21 protein-coding genes are annotated in these 20,422 nt (G+C 73.2%); 14 read left to right on the top strand and 7 right to left on the bottom strand.

Annotated elements, in window-relative coordinates; genetic code table 11:
* Positions 1-23: 23 nt before the first annotated feature.
* Entirely contained in the window at positions 24-998 is a 975-nt protein-coding gene (locus tag ACZ6IM_RS17280) for a LysR family transcriptional regulator (protein WP_469557337.1), read from the bottom strand.
* A gap of 179 nt (positions 999-1,177) precedes the next feature.
* Between ACZ6IM_RS17280 and ACZ6IM_RS17275 the strand changes: the two genes are divergently transcribed.
* Positions 1,178-2,044: an endonuclease/exonuclease/phosphatase family protein gene (locus tag ACZ6IM_RS17275; RefSeq protein ID WP_469557335.1), complete on the top strand. Its 867-nt coding sequence runs from the start codon at positions 1,178-1,180 to the stop codon at positions 2,042-2,044.
* A gap of 7 nt (positions 2,045-2,051) precedes the next feature.
* Here the strand turns inward: ACZ6IM_RS17275 and ACZ6IM_RS17270 are convergent, their stop codons facing one another.
* Positions 2,052-3,479: a M1 family metallopeptidase gene (locus ACZ6IM_RS17270; protein ID WP_469557333.1), complete on the bottom strand. Its 1,428-nt coding sequence runs from the start codon at positions 3,477-3,479 to the stop codon at positions 2,052-2,054.
* 114 nt (positions 3,480-3,593) lie between these two features.
* On the opposite strand from ACZ6IM_RS17270, the gene ACZ6IM_RS17265 reads away from it, so the two are divergent.
* Entirely contained in the window at positions 3,594-4,718 is a 1,125-nt protein-coding gene (locus ACZ6IM_RS17265) for an ABC transporter substrate-binding protein (protein ID WP_469557331.1), read from the top strand.
* 33 nt (positions 4,719-4,751) lie between these two features.
* On the opposite strand, the gene ACZ6IM_RS17260 is transcribed toward ACZ6IM_RS17265, so the two are convergent.
* Entirely contained in the window at positions 4,752-5,870 is a 1,119-nt protein-coding gene (locus tag ACZ6IM_RS17260) for a serine hydrolase domain-containing protein (RefSeq protein ID WP_469557329.1), read from the bottom strand.
* Positions 5,871-6,063: 193 nt separating this feature from the next.
* On the opposite strand from ACZ6IM_RS17260, the gene ACZ6IM_RS17255 reads away from it, so the two are divergent.
* Positions 6,064-6,438, top strand: coding sequence for a VOC family protein (locus ACZ6IM_RS17255; protein WP_052838701.1), 375 nt, complete (start codon positions 6,064-6,066; stop codon positions 6,436-6,438).
* Between the two features lie 242 nt (positions 6,439-6,680).
* Complete coding sequence (locus tag ACZ6IM_RS17250) at positions 6,681-7,259, top strand: dihydrofolate reductase family protein (RefSeq protein WP_469557327.1); 579 nt, start codon at positions 6,681-6,683, stop codon at positions 7,257-7,259.
* Between the two features lie 39 nt (positions 7,260-7,298).
* Here ACZ6IM_RS17250 and ACZ6IM_RS17245 read toward each other — a convergent pair whose 3' ends face one another.
* Positions 7,299-7,985: an alpha/beta fold hydrolase gene (locus tag ACZ6IM_RS17245; RefSeq protein ID WP_469557325.1), complete on the bottom strand. Its 687-nt coding sequence runs from the start codon at positions 7,983-7,985 to the stop codon at positions 7,299-7,301.
* A gap of 114 nt (positions 7,986-8,099) precedes the next feature.
* Here ACZ6IM_RS17245 and ACZ6IM_RS17240 point away from each other — a divergent pair, with 114 nt between their 5' ends.
* From ACZ6IM_RS17240 to ACZ6IM_RS17230, 3 genes are all read left to right on the top strand, one after another.
* Positions 8,100-9,086 carry a helix-turn-helix transcriptional regulator gene (locus ACZ6IM_RS17240; protein WP_052838698.1) on the top strand — a complete coding sequence of 329 codons (987 nt, stop codon included), beginning with the start codon at positions 8,100-8,102 and terminating at the stop codon, positions 9,084-9,086.
* Positions 9,087-9,250: 164 nt separating this feature from the next.
* Positions 9,251-11,362 (top strand): acyltransferase family protein, encoded by a 2,112-nt coding sequence (locus ACZ6IM_RS17235; RefSeq protein ID WP_469557323.1) that lies wholly within the window; start codon positions 9,251-9,253, stop codon positions 11,360-11,362.
* A gap of 57 nt (positions 11,363-11,419) precedes the next feature.
* The gene (locus ACZ6IM_RS17230) at positions 11,420-12,106 is read left to right on the top strand and encodes a 2-phosphosulfolactate phosphatase (protein ID WP_052838696.1); all 687 of its coding nucleotides are present in this window, start codon (positions 11,420-11,422) and stop codon (positions 12,104-12,106) included.
* A 31-nt stretch (positions 12,107-12,137) separates the two neighbouring features.
* Here the strand turns inward: ACZ6IM_RS17230 and ACZ6IM_RS17225 are convergent, their stop codons facing one another.
* The 3 genes from ACZ6IM_RS17225 to ACZ6IM_RS17215 form a co-directional block, all read right to left on the bottom strand.
* On the bottom strand, positions 12,138-12,788 hold the full coding sequence (locus ACZ6IM_RS17225) for a YceI family protein (protein ID WP_469557321.1): 651 nt from the start codon (positions 12,786-12,788) through the stop codon (positions 12,138-12,140).
* A 151-nt stretch (positions 12,789-12,939) separates the two neighbouring features.
* Complete coding sequence (locus ACZ6IM_RS17220; protein WP_052838694.1) at positions 12,940-15,366, bottom strand: SCO7613 C-terminal domain-containing membrane protein; 2,427 nt, start codon at positions 15,364-15,366, stop codon at positions 12,940-12,942.
* Positions 15,367-15,468: 102 nt separating this feature from the next.
* On the bottom strand, positions 15,469-15,822 hold the full coding sequence (locus tag ACZ6IM_RS17215; protein ID WP_469557319.1) for an ATP-binding protein: 354 nt from the start codon (positions 15,820-15,822) through the stop codon (positions 15,469-15,471).
* A 317-nt stretch (positions 15,823-16,139) separates the two neighbouring features.
* On the opposite strand from ACZ6IM_RS17215, the gene ACZ6IM_RS17210 reads away from it, so the two are divergent.
* The 7 genes from ACZ6IM_RS17210 to ACZ6IM_RS17180 all read left to right on the top strand — a co-directional run bounded on the left by ACZ6IM_RS17210 (position 16,140) and on the right by ACZ6IM_RS17180 (position 20,402).
* On the top strand, positions 16,140-17,012 hold the full coding sequence (locus ACZ6IM_RS17210) for a helix-turn-helix domain-containing protein (protein WP_052838692.1): 873 nt from the start codon (positions 16,140-16,142) through the stop codon (positions 17,010-17,012).
* A complete protein-coding gene (locus ACZ6IM_RS17205; protein WP_052838691.1) occupies positions 17,009-17,278 on the top strand; it encodes a DUF397 domain-containing protein in 270 nt (89 codons plus the stop codon). The genes ACZ6IM_RS17210 and ACZ6IM_RS17205 overlap by 4 nt, the downstream gene beginning before the upstream one ends.
* Positions 17,275-18,090 (top strand): SAM-dependent methyltransferase, encoded by an 816-nt coding sequence (locus ACZ6IM_RS17200; RefSeq protein WP_052838690.1) that lies wholly within the window; start codon positions 17,275-17,277, stop codon positions 18,088-18,090. The genes ACZ6IM_RS17205 and ACZ6IM_RS17200 overlap by 4 nt, the downstream gene beginning before the upstream one ends.
* Before the next feature lie 42 nt (positions 18,091-18,132).
* Positions 18,133-18,891 carry an IclR family transcriptional regulator gene (locus ACZ6IM_RS17195; protein WP_469557316.1) on the top strand — a complete coding sequence of 253 codons (759 nt, stop codon included), beginning with the start codon at positions 18,133-18,135 and terminating at the stop codon, positions 18,889-18,891.
* A gap of 85 nt (positions 18,892-18,976) precedes the next feature.
* On the top strand, positions 18,977-19,381 hold the full coding sequence (locus ACZ6IM_RS17190; protein ID WP_052838688.1) for an STAS domain-containing protein: 405 nt from the start codon (positions 18,977-18,979) through the stop codon (positions 19,379-19,381).
* Positions 19,382-19,488: 107 nt separating this feature from the next.
* On the top strand, positions 19,489-19,848 hold the full coding sequence (locus ACZ6IM_RS17185; RefSeq protein WP_052838687.1) for a DUF488 domain-containing protein: 360 nt from the start codon (positions 19,489-19,491) through the stop codon (positions 19,846-19,848).
* Between the two features lie 110 nt (positions 19,849-19,958).
* Entirely contained in the window at positions 19,959-20,402 is a 444-nt protein-coding gene (locus ACZ6IM_RS17180; protein ID WP_052838686.1) for a nuclear transport factor 2 family protein, read from the top strand.
* Positions 20,403-20,422 lie beyond the last annotated feature (20 nt).

Raw genomic sequence — 20,422 nt, 5'->3', positions numbered from 1 at the left:
GCCTCTCCGGAGACCTCGCGACGTCAGCGCGAGTCGTGACCGCCGTCGCCGTCGCCGTCGTCGCGGTGCGGTGCCGTTGCCCAGGACGGCAGCCAGGTGTCCTCGGGCAACGGGGCAAGGCCCGCGAAGTGGTTGACGACCGCCCGCAGGCCCGGGTGCGGATTCTCGCGGGGGAGGATGAGCGAGAGCGGGTAGGCGAGCGCCGGCTCCGCGATCGGGATGCGGCGCAGGTCGTGGCCGGTCGGCCAGACGTACCGGTCGCGCGAGCCCACGAGGGTGGCCACGTCGTCGGAGTCGGCCAGGATGTCGAGGAGCACCTCGTTGCCGAAGTTCGGGCCCGCGGCGTCCACGCGCAGGTCGAGCGCCGTGGTGAGTTCCTCGTAGAACTCCGCCCATTCGCTGCCCGGCGCGATGCCGGGCACCCAGATCCGGTGTCCGCGCAACTGGGCCGGTGTCACGGTGCGTGCGGAGGCGAGCGGGTGTCCCGGGCCGACGACGAGTTCCAGCGGGGAGTGGAACGCGTGGATCATCCGCAGCTCGCGCGGCAGATCGGCCGGGTCGGTGACCGAGCGGAAGGAGGCGTCGACTTCGCCCGCCTGCACGGCGGCCACCGCCAGCCGCGGGTCGTCGACCTTGAGCGTCACCACGTCGAGCGTGGTCTCGGGGTGCGAGCGCCAGTAGTCGTGCAGGATGACGGCCTGCGCGCTCCGCAGGCCGAGAACGTCGATCCGCAGCGCCCGCGAGCCCCGTCGGATCGCGGCGACGGCGCGATCTGCATGCGCGACCACGTTGCGCGCGTGCGCGAGGAAGGCCTGCCCGTCGAGGGTCAGCTCGACCCCTCGGGCGGTGCGGGTGAACAACCGGACGTCGAGTGCGCGCTCAAGGGCCGCGATCCGCTTCGAGACGGCCTGCTGCGTCACACCGAGCTCGTCGGCCGCGTGCCGCAGTTGTCCCAGCTCGGCCGCGCGGACGAACGAGCGCACCGCCTCGGTATCCATGGCAGCGAGCATAAGGCGTGCCCAACCGACGGTTGTGGCTCACGCGCGCGCGGCGGCAGCTGACCGACCTGCCCGCGAGCCGTCGCCGCGACGCGGGCCGGCCGGGGTGCGGGAACGGCACCGCGGCTCCAGGGCCGCGCACCGGTGCCATAACCTCGTACGGGGAAACGTCGGTTGCCATGTGTGTCCACACCGAGGAGGCGACGGTGCTCAACAGGAGCGGCTCGCGATTGCTCGTATGCGCCGTGGCGCTGGCCTGCCTGGCGCTGGTGGGACCCAGCGCCCCCGGCGGCGCCCTGTCCGGCAGGTCGCTGCCCGTCGAGGCCGTCAAGGACGTCGTACCGAACCGGGTCATGACGTGGAACCTGTGCAACCCCTGCGACGCGAGCAACCTCGACCGGGCCGCCGAGATGGCCGCGCACGCGCCCCAGGTCATCGGCGTGCAGGAGGCCTGCGCACGTGACGTCGAGCGGATCCGGGACTACCTGGAGGCCTACCACGGGCTGGTCTACCACGTCGCGTACGGGACGGTCCTGGAGAACTGGGGCCGCTGCGGGGGAGCACCGTGGAACCCGGGAGGCTTCGGCCAGGCCATCCTGTCGGCGGCGCCGGTGACGGACCGGGTCAACGTCGAATACCCCGACGGCGGATCCGAGGACCGCGGGTATCTCGCGGTCACCACCGAGGTGGGCGGCCGGTCCGTCCGGGTCTTCAACACGCACCTCGCCCAGCGGCGTCAGGAGGAGTTCAGGAAGGACCAGGTCCGCGTCCTCGCCACCGAAGTCGCCCGGCAGGACCGCGCCATAGTCCTCGGCGACTTCAACGCCGTGCCGGACGCCCCCGAACTCGGCCCGATGTGGGCGCTGGCCAACGACACCGACCCGCAGTGCCATCCCTCGCCCGTCGGCACCTGTGAGCCGACGACCGACTGGCAGAGCAAGTTCGACTACGTCTTCCTGCGCGGCGTCGCCCCCGTCGAGCACCGGGTGGTCCACACCACGCACTCGGACCACGACATGCTGTTCACCGACCTGGACGTGACCTGAACCGCCGTCACCTGATGCGGTGGCTCTCCCAGAAGGGACCGAGATCCTGGTCGGTCATGGACTGGGCGGCGCGCTTGAAGTCCCCGGTGGTGGAGACGCCGTACCAGTGCTCCCGCGCGTAGCCCTTGAGGAGCCGCGCCATGGTGTCGGAGCCGAGGGTGCGTTCCAGGTCGGCCAGGGCGCACGGCCCGGCCGTGTAGACCAGGTGGTACTCGCCGCGGTGCCGCGACCAGTAGTCCATGGAGGCGGTCAGCGCCGTGCCGTCGTCGGGCCAGTAGACGTCCGACCAGCAGTCGCGGGTGTCCAGGCCGTAGAAGCGGAAGTTGGCGTACTGGGCGAAGCTCTCGTCCAGCCACGGCGAGGCGTACTCGTCGTTGCCGACGATGCCGTACCACCACTGGTGCGCCAGCTCGTGGACGACGGCGCCGCCCTCCTCCGTGGTGCCCAGCAGGACGAGGCCCGGGTACTCCATGCCGCCGCCGAACCCGCTGGTCATCACGAGATCCATCTCGCCGTAGGGGTAGCGTCCGAACTCCCGGCCGAACCGGTCGACCGCGGCCACGGCTTCCGCGCGGCTGAGGCGGACGCCCGCGGCCGGAGTCCCGGGCGCCCAGTACGACCTGACGCGCACGCCCCCGGGCGTGGTCTGCGTGGCGGTGCGGAACGGCCCCGCCGCCCAGGCGAAGTCCCGCACGCGCTCCGCGACGGAGACGGTCACCGTACGGCCCGGGCCTGCCGGGCGGGCCACGGTGCGGCCGGTCGCCGGTACCTCCAGGTGCGACGGGTGGTCGAGACGCACCCGGAAGTCACCGGTGAGGGCGTAGAAGCTCTCGCCGACGGCCACGTACGGGTCGAGGTGCCACCCCTTCGCGTCGTGCACGGCGAGCACGGGCAGCGCGTTGCCGAGGAAGCGGAAGGCGCCCTCGCGGCCGAAGCGGGCGTTGCGGCCGGGCACCGTGATCGAGAAGTCGAAGGCGACGGACGCCCGCTTCCCGTGGGCGAGGGGTTCGGGCAGGGCGATGCGCAGAGCCGTGCAGTTCCCCGTGAGCGGGTCCGCCGTGCCGCCGCGCACGCCCGACACGACGACGGGGGAGGGGACGCCCGGCGCGCCGGGCCCGTCGGGCGTGCCGCACCCGTCCTCGCCGTTGCCCCACAGACGCAGGTACACCTCGCGCAGCGGCCGGCCGGACGCGTTGCGGAAGGACACCCGCTGCCGTCCCGTCCAGTGGCTGCCGTCGGCGTCGGAGCGGAGGTCCACGTCGTAGCGGGCGCGGTCGGGCGTCGCCGGGGCCCCGGACCCGCCGGGTCCGGCCGCCGCGACGGCGTCGCGCACCAGGAGACCGACGGACAGGAGCAGCACGAGCAGCACCACGAACAGACGACGACCGGACCCGTGCGGCCACGGGCCGGACGGTGACGTGCCGAGCGGCGACATGACAGCGGATCCTGCCACAACTCACCTGCGACCGACTCCCCTTGAGCGAGACTCGGTGTCGACGGGACGCATAATCGGTTGCCCCCGGCACCGGTGGCGGATGCAATGTCGAGCATGATCACCGAGGTGCCTCCACCGGGGCGGGACGAGACGGACACGCGCGTACGGATCGGCGCTCTCGCGCCGCTGACCCGGCCCGGCTGGGACGAGGCGGGCCGGCACCTGCTCGCCGGGATGGAACTGGCCGTACGCGACATCAACGACGCCGGCGGCATCGGCGGCACACCACTCGAACTGGTGGTCCGGGACACGGCGGCCGATCCGGACCGGGCCGCGGCGGCCGTGGACGAGCTGGCCCGGCTGGGTGTAGCCGCCCTGGCGGGGGAGTACCACAGCGTCGTCGCACGCGCCGCCGCCGCCAGGGCCGATGCCGTCGGACTGCCCTTCCTGTGCTCGTCGGCCGTGCTCGACACGCTCACCGAACAGCCGACGCCCTGGGTCGCGCGTCTCGCCCCGGCGCAGTCCCACGGCTGGCGGACCTTCGCGGACTTCCTCCTCGCCGCCGGCCACCGCCGCGTCGCCGTCGCCACCGAGCCGAGCCTCTACTGGGCGTCCGGCGCCCGCATCCTGCGCGACCGCCTCGCTCCACGCGGCGGCACCGTCATCGACGTCGACATGCGGGAGTCGACCCCCTCGTCCCTGTGCGACGCACTCGTCGACGGACGCGCGACCGCCCTGCTCGTGCTGGCCGGCCTGCCCGAGCCGGCCGTGTCGATCGTGCGGTCCGTGCGCCGCGACCGGCGCCTGGCCGACATCCTGATCGGCGCCCCGGCCGGGCAACCGGAGTTCGCCGCATGGGCCACGTCGCTGGGTGACGACGGCGCCGCGGTGCCGTTCCTCCGCTACCTTCCCGAGCACCTCGGTCCACTCGGCGCGCGCGTCGGGACGGCCCTGCGCGAGCGGCTGGGCGGGGCGCCCTCCTTCGTCGCCTTCGAGGGCTACGACACGGTGGCGGTCCTCGCCGACATGCTGCGTTCGCGCGGCACCGACCGGGCGACGACGGCCGAGTCCTGGGCGAGCGTCTCGGTCGAGGGAACCCGGGGCCCGATCCGGTTCTCCCGTACGCCGGACATCGGCGTGTGGCAATGGGTCTGGGCACCGGTCCAGGTCGTCGACCGGGATCCGGCCCGACCCGGCCGGTTCCGCGTCCTGCACACCGCCGACGCGCCGACCCGCTGACCCGCGGGAGGACTTCGGGGCTCCGCGGTCCGGTCAGCCGTACATCGCCACCCGCTGGAAGGCCCCGAGGGCCTCGTCGATGGGATGGGGCCGCGGCCGGCCCGTGGAGTCGAGCGCGTTCCACCTCTGCAGGTTCACCGCGAGGGCCATGCGCCGTCTGCCGTCGGCGCTGATCAGGGCCAGGGCACCGGCGCCCCAGGCCGTCCCGCCGTGGCCCCAGAAGGTGTCCTGGCCAGGTGCCTCGACCGGGTGCAGGCCGAGTCCGTACTCGATCGTCCGGCCCTCCTGGGAGACCACCGGCACGGTGCGCCGCATCTGCGCGAGCGACGACGGGCTGACGATCTCACCGGCCAGCAGCATCCCGAAGAAGCGGTTGAGGTCAGCGACGGTGGATATCAGCGAGGCCGCCGGCCCCACCCACGACATGTCGTAGACGCTGTAGTCGCGCGGCGGGTCGATCATGCCGAACCAGGCTTCGTACAGGCGCGAGTGGGGCTCGCCCACGTACGGTCCGGTGGGCAGTTCGGTGTCCTGGAGCCCGGCGCGCTCGATGACGTTCCGGGTGATGTACCGCTCGGCGGTGGTGCCGGTCACCCGCTCCAGGAGCACGCCCAGGATCAGGTAGTTGGTGTTCGAGTACAGGCCCGGCGTGCCGCCCGGGGGGCCGACGGCGGGAGCGGCGACGCCCAGCTCGATCAGTTCGCCGGGCGCGAACCGGGTGAACCGGTGGTCGTCCAGGCTCTGGGGCCCGGTGTCCGCGAGGACGGGGAACGCCTTGAGCGAGGCGTAGGCATGGGGCAGGTACTCGGCGAGACCGCTGGTGTGGTTCAGCAGCATCCGGACCGTGACGGTGTCACCGCGTTCGCCCGGAATCAGTCCCGGAAGGTATCGGCCGATCGGCGTGTCGAGACCGATCCGGCCCCGCTCGACCTGCTGCAGGACCGCGGCGGCGGTGAAGGTCTTGGTGAGGCTGCCGACCCGGTGGCGCATGTCGGCCCCGACCGGGCGGCCGGTGTCGACGTCGGCGACCCCGGCGGCGCCCCGCCAGACCTGGTCGCCGTCCCGCACCTCGGCGAACAGGCCCGGCATTCCGGCGCGGTGGACGTTCTCGATGGCCGCGTCCAGCACCTCGGGGTCCAGTGAGTCACTCATGACACGTGTCCTTTCCCAAGCTCTGCGACATGCTTCTGAACCCATTATGCACGCACCGCGTGCAACGCCAAGTGCAATGGTCGTAGGGGGTGCCCGACCAGCCCTGCCGTCGTGCATGCCCGCCACCGCCCCGGGTAGGACCCTCGGGTAGTAGGGCGTGACGCGAGGGTTCTGAGAGCGAGGAGTGTCGGACGTGATTCGAAAGCTGCAAGCGGTCGCGCTGGACTGCGCCGATCCGGTACGGCTCGCGGAGTTCTACGCGGAACTGCTCGACGGGCGGGTGGTCGCGGATCCGGACGACTCCGACTGGATCGAGGTGCACGGCTTCGAGGGAACACCGCTGGCCTGCCAGCGCGTGGACGGCTACCGGGCGCCCGAATGGCCCGGCCAGGACCGCCCCCAGCAGCTCCACCTGGACTTCGACGTCGACGACCTCGAAGGCGAGGAGAGGCGGGCACTCGCACTCGGCGCGACGGTCCTGGAACGGACGGACCAGCTCCGCCCGGGCGCCAACTGGCGGGTCTACGCGGACCCGGCCGGCCATCCGTTCTGCCTCTGCCTCCACTGACCCCACCGGGCGGTGCGGCGCCCGAAAGCCGCTGGAGCGGCGCCGTCGCGCGCCGTTGGCGGTGCGGCGCCGCAACCGCGTCGCCCTCGGCCGGGACGGCACCCGGCGTCGCGACACCGGGGGACCGGACCGGCGCCCGCCGGCCCCCCTGAACCGGGGTCGGGACCTGTCCGGCGGAACTCGTCGGGAGGCCCCGGGTGTCCTTGCCGTGCGAGCCCCGCCGAGGTGGTAGAAGGTGCCTCGTGACCGCCACCTACACCTTCGACGTCTTCTCCAGTCTCGACGGCTTCGGCGCCGCCGGCGGCGACTGGACCGGCTACTGGGGAAAGCAGGGCCCCGAGCTGCTCGACCATCGCCTCGCCCTGTACGGCGAGGAGCAGCGGATGGTCTTCGGCGCCCGCACCTATCGGCTGTTCGCGCAGATGCTGGCCGCCGGCACCGAGGGGGCCGACGTACGCGACCCCTGGGTCACCCGGATGCGGAGCCTGCCGGCCACGGTGGTGTCGACCACGCTGGAAGGACCCCTCGACTGGCCGGAGGCGAGCCTCGCGAACGGCGACGCCGTCGACGTCGTCACCCGGCTCAAGGAGGAGTCCGCGGTGCCGTTGCGTTCACACGGAAGCCTGTCGATGAACCGGGCGCTGCTGGCCGCCGGCCTCGTCGACCGCGTCCAGGTGACCCTGTTCCCGGTGATCACCGGCCGGACCGGGCTGGACCCGGTGTTCAAGGGCGCGGCCGACTTCGACCTCGAATTGATCGAGTCCCGCACGCTCGACGGCCGCATCCAGGAACTCGTCTACCGGCCCACCCCGCACGCCTGACCCCTGCCCGCACCCCGCTCAGGCACGGTACGGCGCCCGTCAGCCCGCCTCGGCCGCCGCCGCCAGGACCCGGGCCAGCTCGTCAGGCCTGGAGATCATGGGCCAGTGGCCCGAGTCGATGTCGGCGAAGTCGACGCGCCCGGCCCGGGCGAGCTCCGGAACATCGCCCGCGTCGATCCACTTCCGCGCCTGCGCGGGCGTGAACTCGGGGCACACGAGAACGACCGGCACGTCGAACCGGCGCTCGTCGGTCAGCCGCACCACCCCCCTGGCCACGCCTTCGGGCACCGGAATCGCGGCCGCCGCCAGCTCACGCCTGGCCGCCTCGTCGAGATCGGCGGCATCGGGCCCCTGGAAGGGCTCCCAGCCGGGAAAGGGCATCGCCCCGTCCTTCACCTCGAAGAAGTCGGCGTACGGCCGGCCGTCCGGGGTCGGGATGCCGCCGATGAGCGCGACCTTGGCCAGTCGCTCCGGGCGCCGGTCGGCGGCCAGCCAGGCCAGTGAACAGGCCGCGGAATGCCCCACCACCATGGGCTCGCCGGGCGCCGCGTCCACCGCGGCCAGCACGGCCGCCAACTGATCGTCGAGCGTTGCGGTCGTCGCGCCGTCCCCCTGCCCCGGGAGGGTGAGCGGCACCGGACGGTGGCCGAGCGACTCCAGCGTGGACGCGACGCGGTCCCACACGGAACCGTCCAGCCACAGGCCGCCGACGAGCAGAATGTCCATGATCGAATCCCTTCGTTGCCTGGCCACACCGTAGGACGAGATCCGGACGATCCGCTGCCGGTATGTTCACCGGTGTCCTCTCCCGGCGCCCGCCGCGCGCACTAGCCTGCTCCCGTGCCCAACGACCCGAGCCCCACCGCGCGAGCGCTGCGCGCCCTGGAGATCCTCCGGACCCGGCCCACCACGACGGCCGGCGAACTCGCCGAGCGGCTCGGCGTGACGGAGCGGGCGGCGCGCCGGTACGTCGGGATCCTCAGGGAGGCGGGCATCCCGGTGGAGTCGGCCCGGGGACCGCACGGCGGGTACCGGCTCGGACGCGGGACGAGACTGCCGCCCGTGCACTTCACGCAGGCCGAGGCCCTCGGCCTCGTCATGGCGGCGCTCAGCGGCCGGCCCGCCGTGACCGACGCCGACGACCTCGTCGGTGCCGCCCTGGGAAAGGTCGTCATGGCGCTGCCGGAGAGCGTCGGACGGCAGGCGGCGCTGCTGCGGGAGTACGCGGCCGCCGCCCCCGACCCGTACGCGGCCCACCCGGACCCCGCCGTCACCAGCTTGCTCGTCGAGGCCGTCGCCCACCGGCGGCGGGTGCTGCTCACCTACCGCAGCGAGGCCGGCAACGCCTGGGAGGAGGCGGCGGACCCCTGGTCACTCGTCGTCCGTCACGGGCGCTGGTACCTGCTGTGCCACTCCCACCGCGCCGACGCCGTCCGCACCTACCGGGTGGACCGGATCGGCGGGGTCCGGAGCACCGAGGAGGGGTTCGACCCGCCCGTCGGCTTCGACCCCGTGGCGGTGCTGGAGGAGAACCTGGGCACCGGTTGGGAGTTCGCCACCCGCGTGGTCTTCGACGCCCCGCCGGCCGAGGTCGCCCCCTGGATCCGCCCGCCCATGGGCCGGCTCGAACCCCTGAAGGACGGCTGCGTCCTGGTCGGCAGCACCCGGAACCCGGACATGTACGCGCAGGAATGGCTGGCGAGGGTGCCACTCGCCTTCCGTGTCGAGGGCGGAGCGGAACTGCGTGCCGCGGCCGCCGCACTCGCGGCGCGCTTCACCGCCGCGGTGCCGGACCTCCTGCCCGGCACCCGGCCTGCGACGGGCTGAGGACGTTTCCGGTCGCCGGGCCGGACGGGGGCTGAACCGCTGGTTGCCCACGGTTGAACCTTCGCGGCCGAGGCCAAGTCGGGCGCCGGGAAGGGAACTTCGGGACGGGGCGAGCTGATCTTGTCGGGTGCAGTGTGTCCGTCGCCCCGAGGAGCCAGCCCCTGATGACCAGCACCATGCCCACCGCGGCACCCACCGTCCCGGCCGCCGGTGGACCCGGGCCGCGTCACCGCGACCCCCTGCGGCTGGACATCCAAGGGCTGCGCGCGGTGGCCGTCGCACTGGTGGTGCTCTCCCATGCCGGCGTGTCGCGGGTCGCCGGCGGCTACATCGGCGTCGACGTCTTCTTCGTGATCTCCGGCTTCCTCATCACCTCGCTGCTGCTGCGCGAACTCGCCGCCACCGGCCGGGTGTCGCTGCGCTCCTTCTACGCCCGCCGGGCACTGCGGCTGCTCCCCGCGTCGTCCCTCGTCATCGCCGTCACGCTGGGCGGCGCATGGCTGTTCCTGTCGAAGGCGCGGCTCGCCGAGTACGCGGGCGACGCCCTCGCCGGGACGCTGTACGTGGTCAACTTCCGGCTGGCGGCGGCCGGTACCGACTACCTCGCCCAGAACAGCCCGCCGTCACCGTTCCAGCACGTCTGGTCGCTCGCCGTGGAGGAGCAGTTCTACCTGGTGTGGCCGGTGCTCCTGCTGCTCACGTGGCGGATCGCCCGCGGGCGGCGCGGACCGGTGGCGGTGCCGCTCGCCGCCCTGTGCGCGGTCTCCTTCGCGGCGGGCGTCCTCATGACGAACGCCTCGGCGCCCTGGGCGTACTTCGGCTCCCTCACCCGGGCCTGGGAGTTGGGCGCAGGTGCGCTGCTGGCGCTGGCCGCCACCCGGCTGAACCGCCTGCCGGCGGCCCTGGCCGCCCCGCTGAGCTGGCTCGGCCTGGCCTGCGTCGCGCTGGCGGCGCTCCGGTACGACGACGAGACCCCCTTCCCCGGCCACCACGCACTCCTGCCGGTCGCCGGCGCCGTACTCGTCCTGGCGGGCGGCTGCGTGCCCACGGCGTACGGCGCGGGTCGGCTGCTGGAGCGACGGCCGCTCGTGTGGCTCGGCGGACTCTCGTACGGCTGGTACCTGTGGCACTGGCCGCTGCTGGTCGTAGCCCCGGCGGCACTCGGCAGCGCCGACGGCACCGCCGAAGTGCCGCTGGCGCTCGCGCTGTCGGCCGTGGCGCTGGCCCTGGCCTGGCTCACCCTGCGCCTCGTCGAGAACCCGGTCCGCTTCCACCGGGCCTTCCGCGGCCGCCCACGCCGCGCCCTGGTGCTCGGGGCCGCGCTGACCGCGAGCGCCTCGGCGCTGTCCCTGACGGCGGCGGCGGTGCCGCCGGCCATCGAGGTGGGCGGCCCCGCGCCCGCCCTGGCACGGGCCCTCTCCGAGGCCCCCGACCCGGGGACACGCCTCGCCGAACTCCTGGCCTCGTCCCCCACCGCCCTGCCGAGCAACCTCGCGCCGCCCCTGCCCCGGGTCAAGTCCTCCCGCTCCGCGCTCTACCGGGACGGCTGCCACGTCGACCGCGCCGCCACGGGGCCGCGGCCCTGCGTCTACGGTGACCGGACCTCCTCCCGTACGGTCGTCCTCTTCGGCGACTCGCACGCCGCGCAGTGGTTCCCGGCCCTGCAACGGCTCGCGGTCGCTCGCGGCTGGCGACTGGTGCCGTTCACGAAGGCCTCCTGCAAGGTCGCCGACGTGACGATCGTCAGCCTCCACAAGCCGTACACCGCCTGCGACACCTGGCGCTCCAGCGCCCTGGAGAGGATCAGGGCGCTGCGCCCGGCCCTCGTGGTCGCCTCCTCCTCGGACGCCGGCGACCCGGCCCGGCCCGCCGCCGACCCCCTGCACCAGTGGACCACCGGCTTCGAGCACACCTTCCGTGACCTGCGCGGCTCCGGCGCCCGGGTCGCCGCTCTGCTCGACACCCCGTGGCCCACGGGTGATCCGATCGACTGCGCCGCGAGGAACTCCCTGCAGCTGCGGGCGTGCGCGAACCACCTGCCGGAGGCGACCCGGGACGCCACGCGCGGCCTCGCCGTCCGGGCCGCCGCCTCCGCCACGGGCACCACGGTCATCGACCCCACCCCCTGGGTCTGCGCCCCACGCACCGGAGTATGCCCCGTGGTCGTCGCCGACACCGCGGTCCACCGCGACGACAGCCACCTCTCGGAGGCGTACGCCGAGGCACTCGCCCCGCTCCTGGCGGCGCCGCTGGACCGTCTCGTGGGCACGCCCTGAGACCGGGAGCACCCGAGAGGGTGGCCATGGCGAAGGGCGTACGCGATCATGAGCGCGATGGACACTCGCTTCGTAGGCATTCCCGAGGTGGTCGAGACCCCGTCCGTGGCGGTCGTCGTCGACGTCATGCGCGCGTTCACCGTGGCCGCGTGGGTCTTCGCCCAAGGGGCGGAAAAGATCGTCCTCGCCGGGTCGCTGGACGAGGCCCTGGCTCTCAAGGCCCGCCACCCGGACCGCGTGGCCCTCAAGGACGGTCCGCCCGCGCCCGGCTTCGACCTGGTCAACTCGCCCGGCCTGATCCGCTCCGCCGACCTCGGCGGACGGACCGTCGTGCAGAAGACCACGGCGGGGACGGTCGGTGCCCTCGCGGTCAAGGACGCGTCGCTGGTGCTGTGCGCCGGCTTCGTGGTCGCGGAGGCGACGGCCCGGCTCCTGCGGGAACGCGCCGCCGAGCACGTCACGTTCGTGGTCACCGGCGAGGACGGACGGGCCGACGAAGACCTGGCGTGCGCCCAGTACATCGCGGGCAGAGCCGGCGGGGCCGGTACGGACGCCGCCGGGTTCCTCCGCCGCGCGGCCGCGTCGCGTGCCGCCACCGAGCTGGCGGAGGGCGTGCGTCAGGGCGTCCATCCCGACGACGTCGCGCTCTGTCTCGAAGTCGACCGGTTTCCCTTCGCCATGGTCGCGGCCCGGGAGGACTCGCTCATGGTGCTGCGTCCGTACCCCGTGCCTCAGCCGCTGTAGCCGTGGCGGGCGAGTGCCGTCACGGTGGGACTCAGGAGGAGCGGATCGCGGAGATGTCGAACTGGAGGCGGACCTTCTCGCTCACCATGCTGCCGCCCGCCTCGAGCCGCTGGTTGTAGACCAGGCCCCAGTCCCTGCGGTCGATGGTGGTGGTCCCGTCGAAACCGGCCCGCTCGTAGCCGAACGGGTCCACGACCGAGCCAAGGTAGTCCAGTTGGAGTTCGACGGGCCGGGTCGTCTCGCGGATGGTGAGGTCTCCCGTCATGCGGAAGCTCTCCGCGGACTCCTGGGTGGTGGAGGTACTGCGGAAGATCATCTCGGGGTGGCGCCGCGCGTCGAAGAAGTCCTTGCCGACGAGATGGGCGTCCCGCTGCTCGACGCCCGTGTCGACGCTGGCGACGCGGATCACGAGGTCCGCCCGGGACTCGGAGGGGCAGGCCCCGTCGAAGTAGAGCCGGCTGTCGTAGTCGGTGAAGGCCCCGCGGACCGTGGTGACCATGGCGTGCCGCACGGAGAAACCGATCCGGCTGTGCGGGCGGTCGATGGTCCAATGCCCGGTGAGCGCGCGAAGGGCCGGGTCGAGCGTGGCCGCCGCCGTCGCGGACGGCGCGGCGAACCGGTCGGGTCCGGCGGCCGCCGGCTGCTCGACGGTGGCGGTCTGGCGACGGCTGAAGATACCCATGAGTCGGCCCTTTCGAATTGATCACTTCGTGTTACCACGAAGCCGATCAGCGGCCCACGGCAAGATGGGCGACCTCGTCCGGGTTCCATGACCCCGACCGCAAAACTGCACGGCATCGCCACCAGGCCCCTCACTTGTGACGGCGCGATCCCTACCGGAGGCGCCCCAGTGCCGCTCTCAGCCGCCGGGCGTCCCGCAGCCGCTGTTCGTAGGTGGCGCCTAGGACGAGCAGCACGAGACCGGCGAGGGCCGGAGGTGCCCAGCGGGGGAGCGCGCCGACGACCTGGGTGAGGTACGGGGCCAGCTCGTGCAGCGCCACCAGCGCGAGGACGCCCGCGCCGAGGACCAGCGGCGCCTGGAGCCGCTGCCGGGCGCCCACCAGCGTCACGGCCAGCGCGGCGACGCCGAGCAGCAGGGGCCGCAGCCAGTGCTGGTCGTCCCAGGCGGCGAGCAGACTCGGCACCAGGGTGGCGGCCAAGCCGGCACCGTAGGCCGTCCACGAGGAGACCGCCGTGTCGCGGCGCCGACGCAGGAACCCGACGACCAGCGCGGGCACGGTCACCGGCAGGGTGTAGGCCTCCGGCGTGCCGACGTCCCATGCAGCCAGGCGCACCCAGGCGGCCAGCAGGAACAGCACGGCCGCCGCCCAGCCGGCCGCCCGCCGCTCCGGGCGCAGCGCGGAGGCGGCCGTGACGACACCGCACAGCGAGAGCACCAGGGCGAGCATCGGCGGGTCCGGCAGGGAGAGCGCGAGCGCGAGCAGTGCCGCCGCCGCACCCGCGGCCTCGACCGGTACGGTCGTGCGCGACCCGGCCGGCCGCGACGCGACCAGGGCGGCGACGGCGGGTACGACGAGCACCAGCAGCGCCGTGTGGTGCGGTGCGAAGCCGGCCGACGCACCGATCGCGCAGGCCAGCGCCGTGGCGTGACCGAGGGCGGCGGGCACGGTGAACGGGGCGGTCTTCGGGCGGTGGCCGGCCGCACCGAACAGGACCGTGAGAGCCGCGAGTACACCGATCGTCGCGGACTGCGAGGCCAGGGAGAGGAGGGCGAGGTCGACCGAGGTGACCAGAGCCAGCAGCAGGGCCGTCAGGGCCAGTGGCGACGGCCCCTCGCGCTTCTCGCCGGCGCGGTCGGCCGGCACCGCGAAGCCCAGGACCGCCACGACCACGGCCGCCTGGGCCACCAGCCCCGCCGGGTAGGGCAGCCGGAGCGCCACCGGGAGGACGAAGACGGCCGCCCAGCCGAGGACGAGGGCCGCCACCATGACGGCCGGACGCCTGGTGGTGCGGCGTCCGGCCACCACCAGCGCCGCGGCCACCACGGCGAGGACCAGCGGTACGGTGCTCGCGTACGGAGGCGGGGGCACGTCCGTGAACACGGCGTCCCGGATGTCCCGCGGCGCGCCGGACCAGGGCCTCGCCGCGCGGGCCGCCGGACCGAGGACGCCCCCCACGACCAGCGGGAGCGCCCACAGCACCGCGAAGCCCTGGACCGCTGCCGAAGCACGCACCAGCCCCTGACGCAGAGGCAGGGGAAGCGGCGTTCGTTCCGCCGCCGGCAGCGCGATGGCGCAGACCAGACACCCCGGCACCGTCCACTCGCCCGGCACCGAGACCCACAGCACCCCTCCGACCGCGGCGACCAGGCACAGACCCGCGGCGAGGGCGGTGCCGATGGCGGCCTCCCGGTTCGGGACGAAGCGGCCGGCCGCCAGGGCGGCGGCCGCCGCCACGACCAGGAGCGCCGCCGCCCGTGCGGCCGTGCCGGGGTCGGACGCGCTCCAGCAGAGCCACCCGGCCGACAGCACACCGGCGGCGCCCGTGGCCGGCGCGCCGACGACGGCGACCACACGCACCGGCGTCGAGGAGGTGCGCAGCGCGACCGCGGTGCCGCCGGCGGCGGTCGCCAGCAACACGGCGGTGAGCGTGTGCGGACCCGCGCCGACGGCGATCGCCCACAGCAGCAGGGGCAGGTGGGCGGTCGCCACGGCGAGCGGAAGGGGATGGAAGAGCCCGAGCCGCACACCGTACGCGGCCCACAGCGCGGCCAGGACGGCGGACGCGGCGGCCGTGTACCCGACACCGTCCGTGCCGGTGAACGCCACCTCGTGGAGCGCGTAGGCGTCGAGGACGGTCAGGGCCGTCCCCAGGCCGGCCACGGCTTCGGCGGTCGACCTCAGCCCGCGCCGCAGCAACACCACCGGCGCGCCCAGTGCCGCCACGGTCAGCGCACCGAGGACCAGCGCGCGGCCCGCGATCCCCAGGTGGCCCCAACTGACGAGGGTGAACGCGATCGCCGCGATCGTCAGCAGTACGCCACCGAGCACCAGCAGCACGTTCTGCACGCTCGGCGCGGTGGCCTCCGGCCGGCGGGCGACGGCGCCGGCGCCCGGGCCGGCGGGCCAGCCACCCGGCGGCGCCCCGGGAGCCTGGGCGGGCTGCCGGGGAGCGGCCGACCGCAGTGTGTGGACCAGCCATGCGCGGCGCCGCAGCAGGACGGCGCGGCGCAGGTCGAGTTGCCGCAGCTCGGCGTCGAGGACCCGCAGTTCCTCGGCCGGGGGCGGAAGGTTCGTCATGGCTCGGAGTGTGGCCCCCGCCACGTGCCGGGACATGAGCGCAGATACTCAGCTCGTACTCATCGGCCCGGCCGGCGGGTCCCCCCGGCGAGTCCCGGTGGGTCAGGCCCCGATCCGGAGAACCGCCCAGACGATGGTGCCCCCGGTGCGGCCGGACCGGGCGGTCCCCCAGGAGTCGGCGAGCTGCTGCACGATCAACAGCCCCCGGCCGCTCTCGTCCTGCGGACCGGAGCCGCAGCCGGCCGGACGGGCCGACGTGCGTCCGTCGTCGTGCACCTCGATCCGCAGCTGTTCGCGCGAGGTCAGCGACAGACCGCACAGCATGCGGTCGCCGCCCGAGTGGAGCACGGCGTTGGTCGCCAGCTCCGAGATCAGCAGCACCGCGTCGGTGCACACGTCGCCGGGGAGCCGCCAGGCGCGAAGCTGCCGGCGCACCGTGTCGCGTGCCGTCCGCACGCTGATCCGGAGCGAGGGAAGGTCGAACCAGTGTTCCCGGTCCGGACGGGCCGACGGTAAGAGTCCGGGCGAAGGGCTCGTGTGGGGGGTCACGGTGATCGCCTTCCAGTCAGGACGGGCGCGATGGGGGGCAGGGCCTCGGCGGGCGCATACGGGACGGCGGTCGGACGGGCAGGCTCACGGACGCAACTATGCTCGCCGTCCGGTTCAGGCTGCAACCGGATCCCTGATAATTTCAGGAAGACCCGTTCAGTCTGGTGTCATCACCAACTCGCTGCCACAATGGCGCCGGTGACGACCCATCAGGAGGTGGGGGCGTGAGCGAACCCCGGTCCGGCGCGGGCACCAGCGCCCCGACGGTGCTGCGCATGATCCTGGGCCGCCGGCTCCAGGAGATGCGGCAGAACGCGGGCGCCTCACTGGCCGACGCCGCCAAGGCGCTTCGGGTCACACCCCTGACGATCCGCCGGCTGGAGAAGGCCGAAGTCGCCCTCAAACCCCTCTATGTCGAGAAGCTCCTGCAGACGTACGGGAGCCCACAGCAGGAGACGGACGAGTTCGTCGCGCTCGCCGAGCAGGCCAACAAACCGGGCTGGTGGCACGCCTACCGCGACGTCCTGCCCAACTGGTTCACCGCGTACGTCAGTCTGGAGACCGGCGCCAGCACACTGCGCACCTACGAACCCCACTACGTCACGGGACTCCTCCAGACCCCCGCGTACGCCCGCGGCGTCCTCGGCGGAGGCTTTCCGAACGGCTCCGAGGAGGAGTTGGAGCGCCGCGTCGGGCTGCGGCTGCGGCGGCAGAGCCTGCTGGAGCGGGAGGACGCGCCCACCCTCTGGGTGGTCATGGAGGAAGCGGTCCTGCACCGGGTCGTCGGCGGTCCGGAAGTGATGCGCGAGCAGATCGACCGGCTCCTGGAGGCGTCCGAGCTGGAGCACGTCAGCATCGACATCCTGCCCTTCGCCGTCGGCGCCCACGTCGGGGCCTGCGCCCCCTTCACCTACTTCCGGTTCGAGGAGCCGGAGCTGCCCGACGTCGTCTACAGCGAGATCCTCTCCGCGTCGATGTACCTGGACGAACGGGACGACGTCGTCGCGCACCTGGAGGCGCACAACAGGATGGCGCTGCTCACCTCGACACGGGACAGCACGGCGCTCCTGAACCGCATGCGCAAGGAGTACTCATGAGCATCACCGACGACCCCGTCTACAACGGGATGCCCGCCTGCGACCTCGGCGAAAGCGGCTGGGAGCGCCCGTGGAGCGGCCCCAACGGCGGCCAGTGCGTGGAGACCAAGCGGCTCGCCGACGGACGCGTCGCGGTGCGTCAGTCGACCGACCCCTCCGGCCCCGCGCTCATCTACACGTCCGAGGAGATCGGCGCGTTCGTCCGGGGAGTCAAGCAGGGCATGGCGGACCACCTCACGGCCGGCCTCGAGAAGGGAAAAGGATGAGCAACACCCACGCCGCGCGGGGACTGGACACCAGCAGGCCGCACTCGGCCCGCATGTACGACTACTACCTCGGCGGCAAGGACCACTTCCCGGTCGACAAGCAGGCCGCCGAAGCGGTCGCCGAGGCCTACCCGGGCATCTTCACCTGTGCCCGGGAGAACCGCGCCTTCATGCACCGCGCCACTCGGGTACTGGCCCAGGAGCACGGCATCCGGCAGTGGCTGGACATCGGCACGGGCATCCCCACCGAGCCGAACGTGCACCAGGTGGCACAGTCCGTGGTCCCCGAGGCCCGGGTGGTCTACGCCGACAACGACCCGCTCGTCCTGAAGTACGCCGAGCGCCTCATGCGCAGCACCCCGCAGGGTCGCACCACCTACATCGAGGCCGACGTCAACGACCCCGACTCGCTGCTGACCGCGCCCGAGCTGGCCGAGGTGCTCGACCTGTCGCAGCCGGTCGCCCTGTCGCTGAACGCCCTGATGCACTTCATCACCGACGCCCGCGACCCGTACGGCATCGTCGACCGGCTGATGGCGGCCCTCCCGGCGGGCAGCGCCCTCGCGCTGAGTCACTGCACGCCCGACTTCGACCCGCCCACCTGGGAGAAGGTCACGGACATCTACACCGGAGCGGGCACGCCGGTGCAGTTCCGCTCGCAGAAGGACGTCACGCGTTTCTTCGACGGGCTGGATCTCCTGGAACCGGGCGTCACGGTCGGTCACCGCTGGCGACCGACGTCGCCGGCCGGGCCGGACACCCCCACCGACGCCCAGGTCAGTCTGTGGGCCGGGGTCGGCATCAAGCCGTAGCGGCACTTGCCGGACCCCTTCGGCGGGGCGCAGTGTGGAGGGATGAGCGGTCAGGAGGGCCCCACGCTCATCTCCTCGGTGCAGCGAGCGTTCCGGCTGATGGAAGCGGTGGGCGCCCACGAGAGCGGCGTACCGGCCAAGCAGCTGGCGCGCGAGACGGGCCTGGCCCTGGGCACCACCTACCACCTGCTGCGCACCATGGTCCACGACGGCTACCTGCGCAGACTCGAGGACGGCACCTTCGTCCTGGGGGAGAGGCTGGGCGCGCTGCACGCCCAAAGCCATGACCAGACGGCGCTCAGCAGGGTCCGCCCCACGCTCACCGAGCTGCGGGACGACCTGTCGGCCGCGGCCTATCTGACGCTCTACGAGGAGGGCGAGATCCGGGTCGCGGAGATCGTCGACGGGCCGAAGGCCCCCCGCGTCGACCTGTGGGTCGGCTTCGAGGACGCGGGACACGCCACGGCGCTGGGCAAGAGCGTGCTGCGCGAACTGGACGCCGACGCCCGCGCCGAGTACCTCTCCCGCCACGCGTTGAACGATCTCACCCCGCGTACCATCACCTACCGTGCCGAGCTGCTGCGGCGCCTCGACGCCTCTCCGCACCGCCCGGCCGTGACCGACATCGAGGAGTACCGGCTGGGCACCGCGTGCGTCGCGGTCTCCGTCCGCCGGGGCGACACCATCGGATCGCTCGGCGTCTCCCTGGACGTCAACCGCACGGCCTGCCTCGACGACGCCGTCACGACGCTGCTCGCGACGGCGGAGCGGGTGTCCCGGAGGTTGTCGCTCACCATCTGAAAACCGGACCCTTGTGAGACCGCGGCCGTACCGCGTTTCCTGGATGAGACGGGCAAATCGGACGGATTCGCAGAGGAGCCGGAGCGTGAGTGAGCAGGGCGTCGCAGGGCCGCACGTACAGGTATGCAGCCACGTGGCGAACGGCTGGACGGTGGTCCGGGCCGACGACGAGATCGACATCGCCTTCGCGCCACTCGTCCGGGCCGAGGTGTTCCGACGCCTCGCCGACGGCCACCGGCACTTCGTGCTCGACCTGTGCGACACCCCGTTCATCGACTCCATGGGGCTCGGCATGATCGTGGCCGTGACCAAGCACATCCGGGACCAGCACGGGTCCCTGCGGATCGCCTGCTCCGACCGGCGGCTCCTGCACGTCTTCGCCCTCGGCGGACTGGGCACGGTCTACTCCTTCCACTGCTCCGTGGAGCAGGCCGTCGCGCAGCCTCCCGGCGAGGAGGGACTGGCCGGCTGGCCGCGGCCGGGAGCCTGACGAGGGCGCGCCGCCGCCGGCCCGTGTTTGGGCCCCGCCGCGGTGGTCCACCCGGATGGGACAGCACGAGGGAAGAGGCTGCCCGGGTCGTTTCCGGAAGGTGGGTCATGGCTGCACGGGTCGGATACCGGAGAATCTACGAAAGCTCCACACCGCAGGACGGCAAGCGGGTGCTCGTCGACCGCCTGTGGCCTCGTGGCGTGAGCAAGGAGAAGGCCGAGCTGGACGAGTGGCTGCGCGACGTCGCCCCCTCGACCGATCTGCGGCGCTGGTACCACCACGATCCGCAGCGCTACGACGAATTCCGGCGCCGCTACTTCGCCGAACTGGAGGACCCGGACCACCGGGCCGCGCTGGAGCGCCTGCGCGACCTCTCGGCGGGGTCAAAGGTGACCCTGCTGACGGCCACCAAGGACGTGGACCACAGCGAGGCGGCTGCCCTGGCCCAGTGGCTGGACGGTTCCTGAGGCGAGGCCGCGACTGCCCTACTCCGGAGGTAATCGCGCCGCCCGGCGCGGACCGACAGGATGGGCGACCTCGCCGCATCGACGGGATGCGGCCCCGGAGGAGGTCAGCCATGACCACGGCCACATCGACGCACACCCGCTCCGTGGTGGAGGAGCTGCTGCGCAGGATCGGCGCGGGCGACCCCGAGCACATCGCCGAGCTGTACGCCGAACAGGGCGACTGGAGACTCGACTGGCCGGAGGCCGAGCACGGCCGTCCCGCCACGCCGTGGATCCGCCACCGGTCCACCCGGGCGGACGCGGCGGCCCACTACCGCGAGCTGGCCGGACACCACGTGCCCGAGCAGGCGGCCACCGAGGTGGAGCGCATCCTCGTCGACGGGAACGACGCGGTCGTGCTCGGCGAGATCCGCCAGACCGCCCGCCCCACCCGACGCCCGTACCGCGCCCGCTTCGCCCTCCACCTCACCGTCGAGAACGGCCTCGTCACCCGGCACCACGTGTACGAGGACAGCCTCGCCGTCGCCCAGGCCTTCGAGCCGCCCCACGAGTGAGGGCCCGCACGGGCGACCCG

Source organism: Streptomyces sp. NPDC042336, assembly GCF_055581985.1.
This window is presented reverse-complemented; position numbering and strand designations above follow the sequence as displayed.

What these genes read in the sequence shown, in the direction of transcription:
- ACZ6IM_RS17245 (WP_469557325.1), bottom strand. Translation starts at nt 7,985, where the DNA reads ATGGACATTCTGCTCGTCGGCGGCCTGTGGCTGGACGGTTCCGTGTGG.
- ACZ6IM_RS17180 (WP_052838686.1), top strand. Translation starts at nt 19,959, where the DNA reads ATGACCACGGCCACATCGACGCACACCCGCTCCGTGGTGGAGGAGCTG.
- ACZ6IM_RS17225 (WP_469557321.1), bottom strand. Translation starts at nt 12,788, where the DNA reads ATGGGTATCTTCAGCCGTCGCCAGACCGCCACCGTCGAGCAGCCGGCG.
- ACZ6IM_RS17220 (WP_052838694.1), bottom strand. Translation starts at nt 15,366, where the DNA reads ATGACGAACCTTCCGCCCCCGGCCGAGGAACTGCGGGTCCTCGACGCC.
- ACZ6IM_RS17265 (WP_469557331.1), top strand. Translation starts at nt 3,594, where the DNA reads ATGATCACCGAGGTGCCTCCACCGGGGCGGGACGAGACGGACACGCGC.
- ACZ6IM_RS17260 (WP_469557329.1), bottom strand. Translation starts at nt 5,870, where the DNA reads ATGAGTGACTCACTGGACCCCGAGGTGCTGGACGCGGCCATCGAGAAC.
- ACZ6IM_RS17280 (WP_469557337.1), bottom strand. Translation starts at nt 998, where the DNA reads ATGGATACCGAGGCGGTGCGCTCGTTCGTCCGCGCGGCCGAGCTGGGA.
- ACZ6IM_RS17185 (WP_052838687.1), top strand. Translation starts at nt 19,489, where the DNA reads ATGGCTGCACGGGTCGGATACCGGAGAATCTACGAAAGCTCCACACCG.
- ACZ6IM_RS17200 (WP_052838690.1), top strand. Translation starts at nt 17,275, where the DNA reads ATGAGCAACACCCACGCCGCGCGGGGACTGGACACCAGCAGGCCGCAC.
- ACZ6IM_RS17205 (WP_052838691.1), top strand. Translation starts at nt 17,009, where the DNA reads ATGAGCATCACCGACGACCCCGTCTACAACGGGATGCCCGCCTGCGAC.
- ACZ6IM_RS17230 (WP_052838696.1), top strand. Translation starts at nt 11,420, where the DNA reads ATGGACACTCGCTTCGTAGGCATTCCCGAGGTGGTCGAGACCCCGTCC.
- ACZ6IM_RS17270 (WP_469557333.1), bottom strand. Translation starts at nt 3,479, where the DNA reads ATGTCGCCGCTCGGCACGTCACCGTCCGGCCCGTGGCCGCACGGGTCC.
- ACZ6IM_RS17195 (WP_469557316.1), top strand. Translation starts at nt 18,133, where the DNA reads ATGAGCGGTCAGGAGGGCCCCACGCTCATCTCCTCGGTGCAGCGAGCG.
- ACZ6IM_RS17235 (WP_469557323.1), top strand. Translation starts at nt 9,251, where the DNA reads ATGACCAGCACCATGCCCACCGCGGCACCCACCGTCCCGGCCGCCGGT.
- ACZ6IM_RS17275 (WP_469557335.1), top strand. Translation starts at nt 1,178, where the DNA reads ATGTGTGTCCACACCGAGGAGGCGACGGTGCTCAACAGGAGCGGCTCG.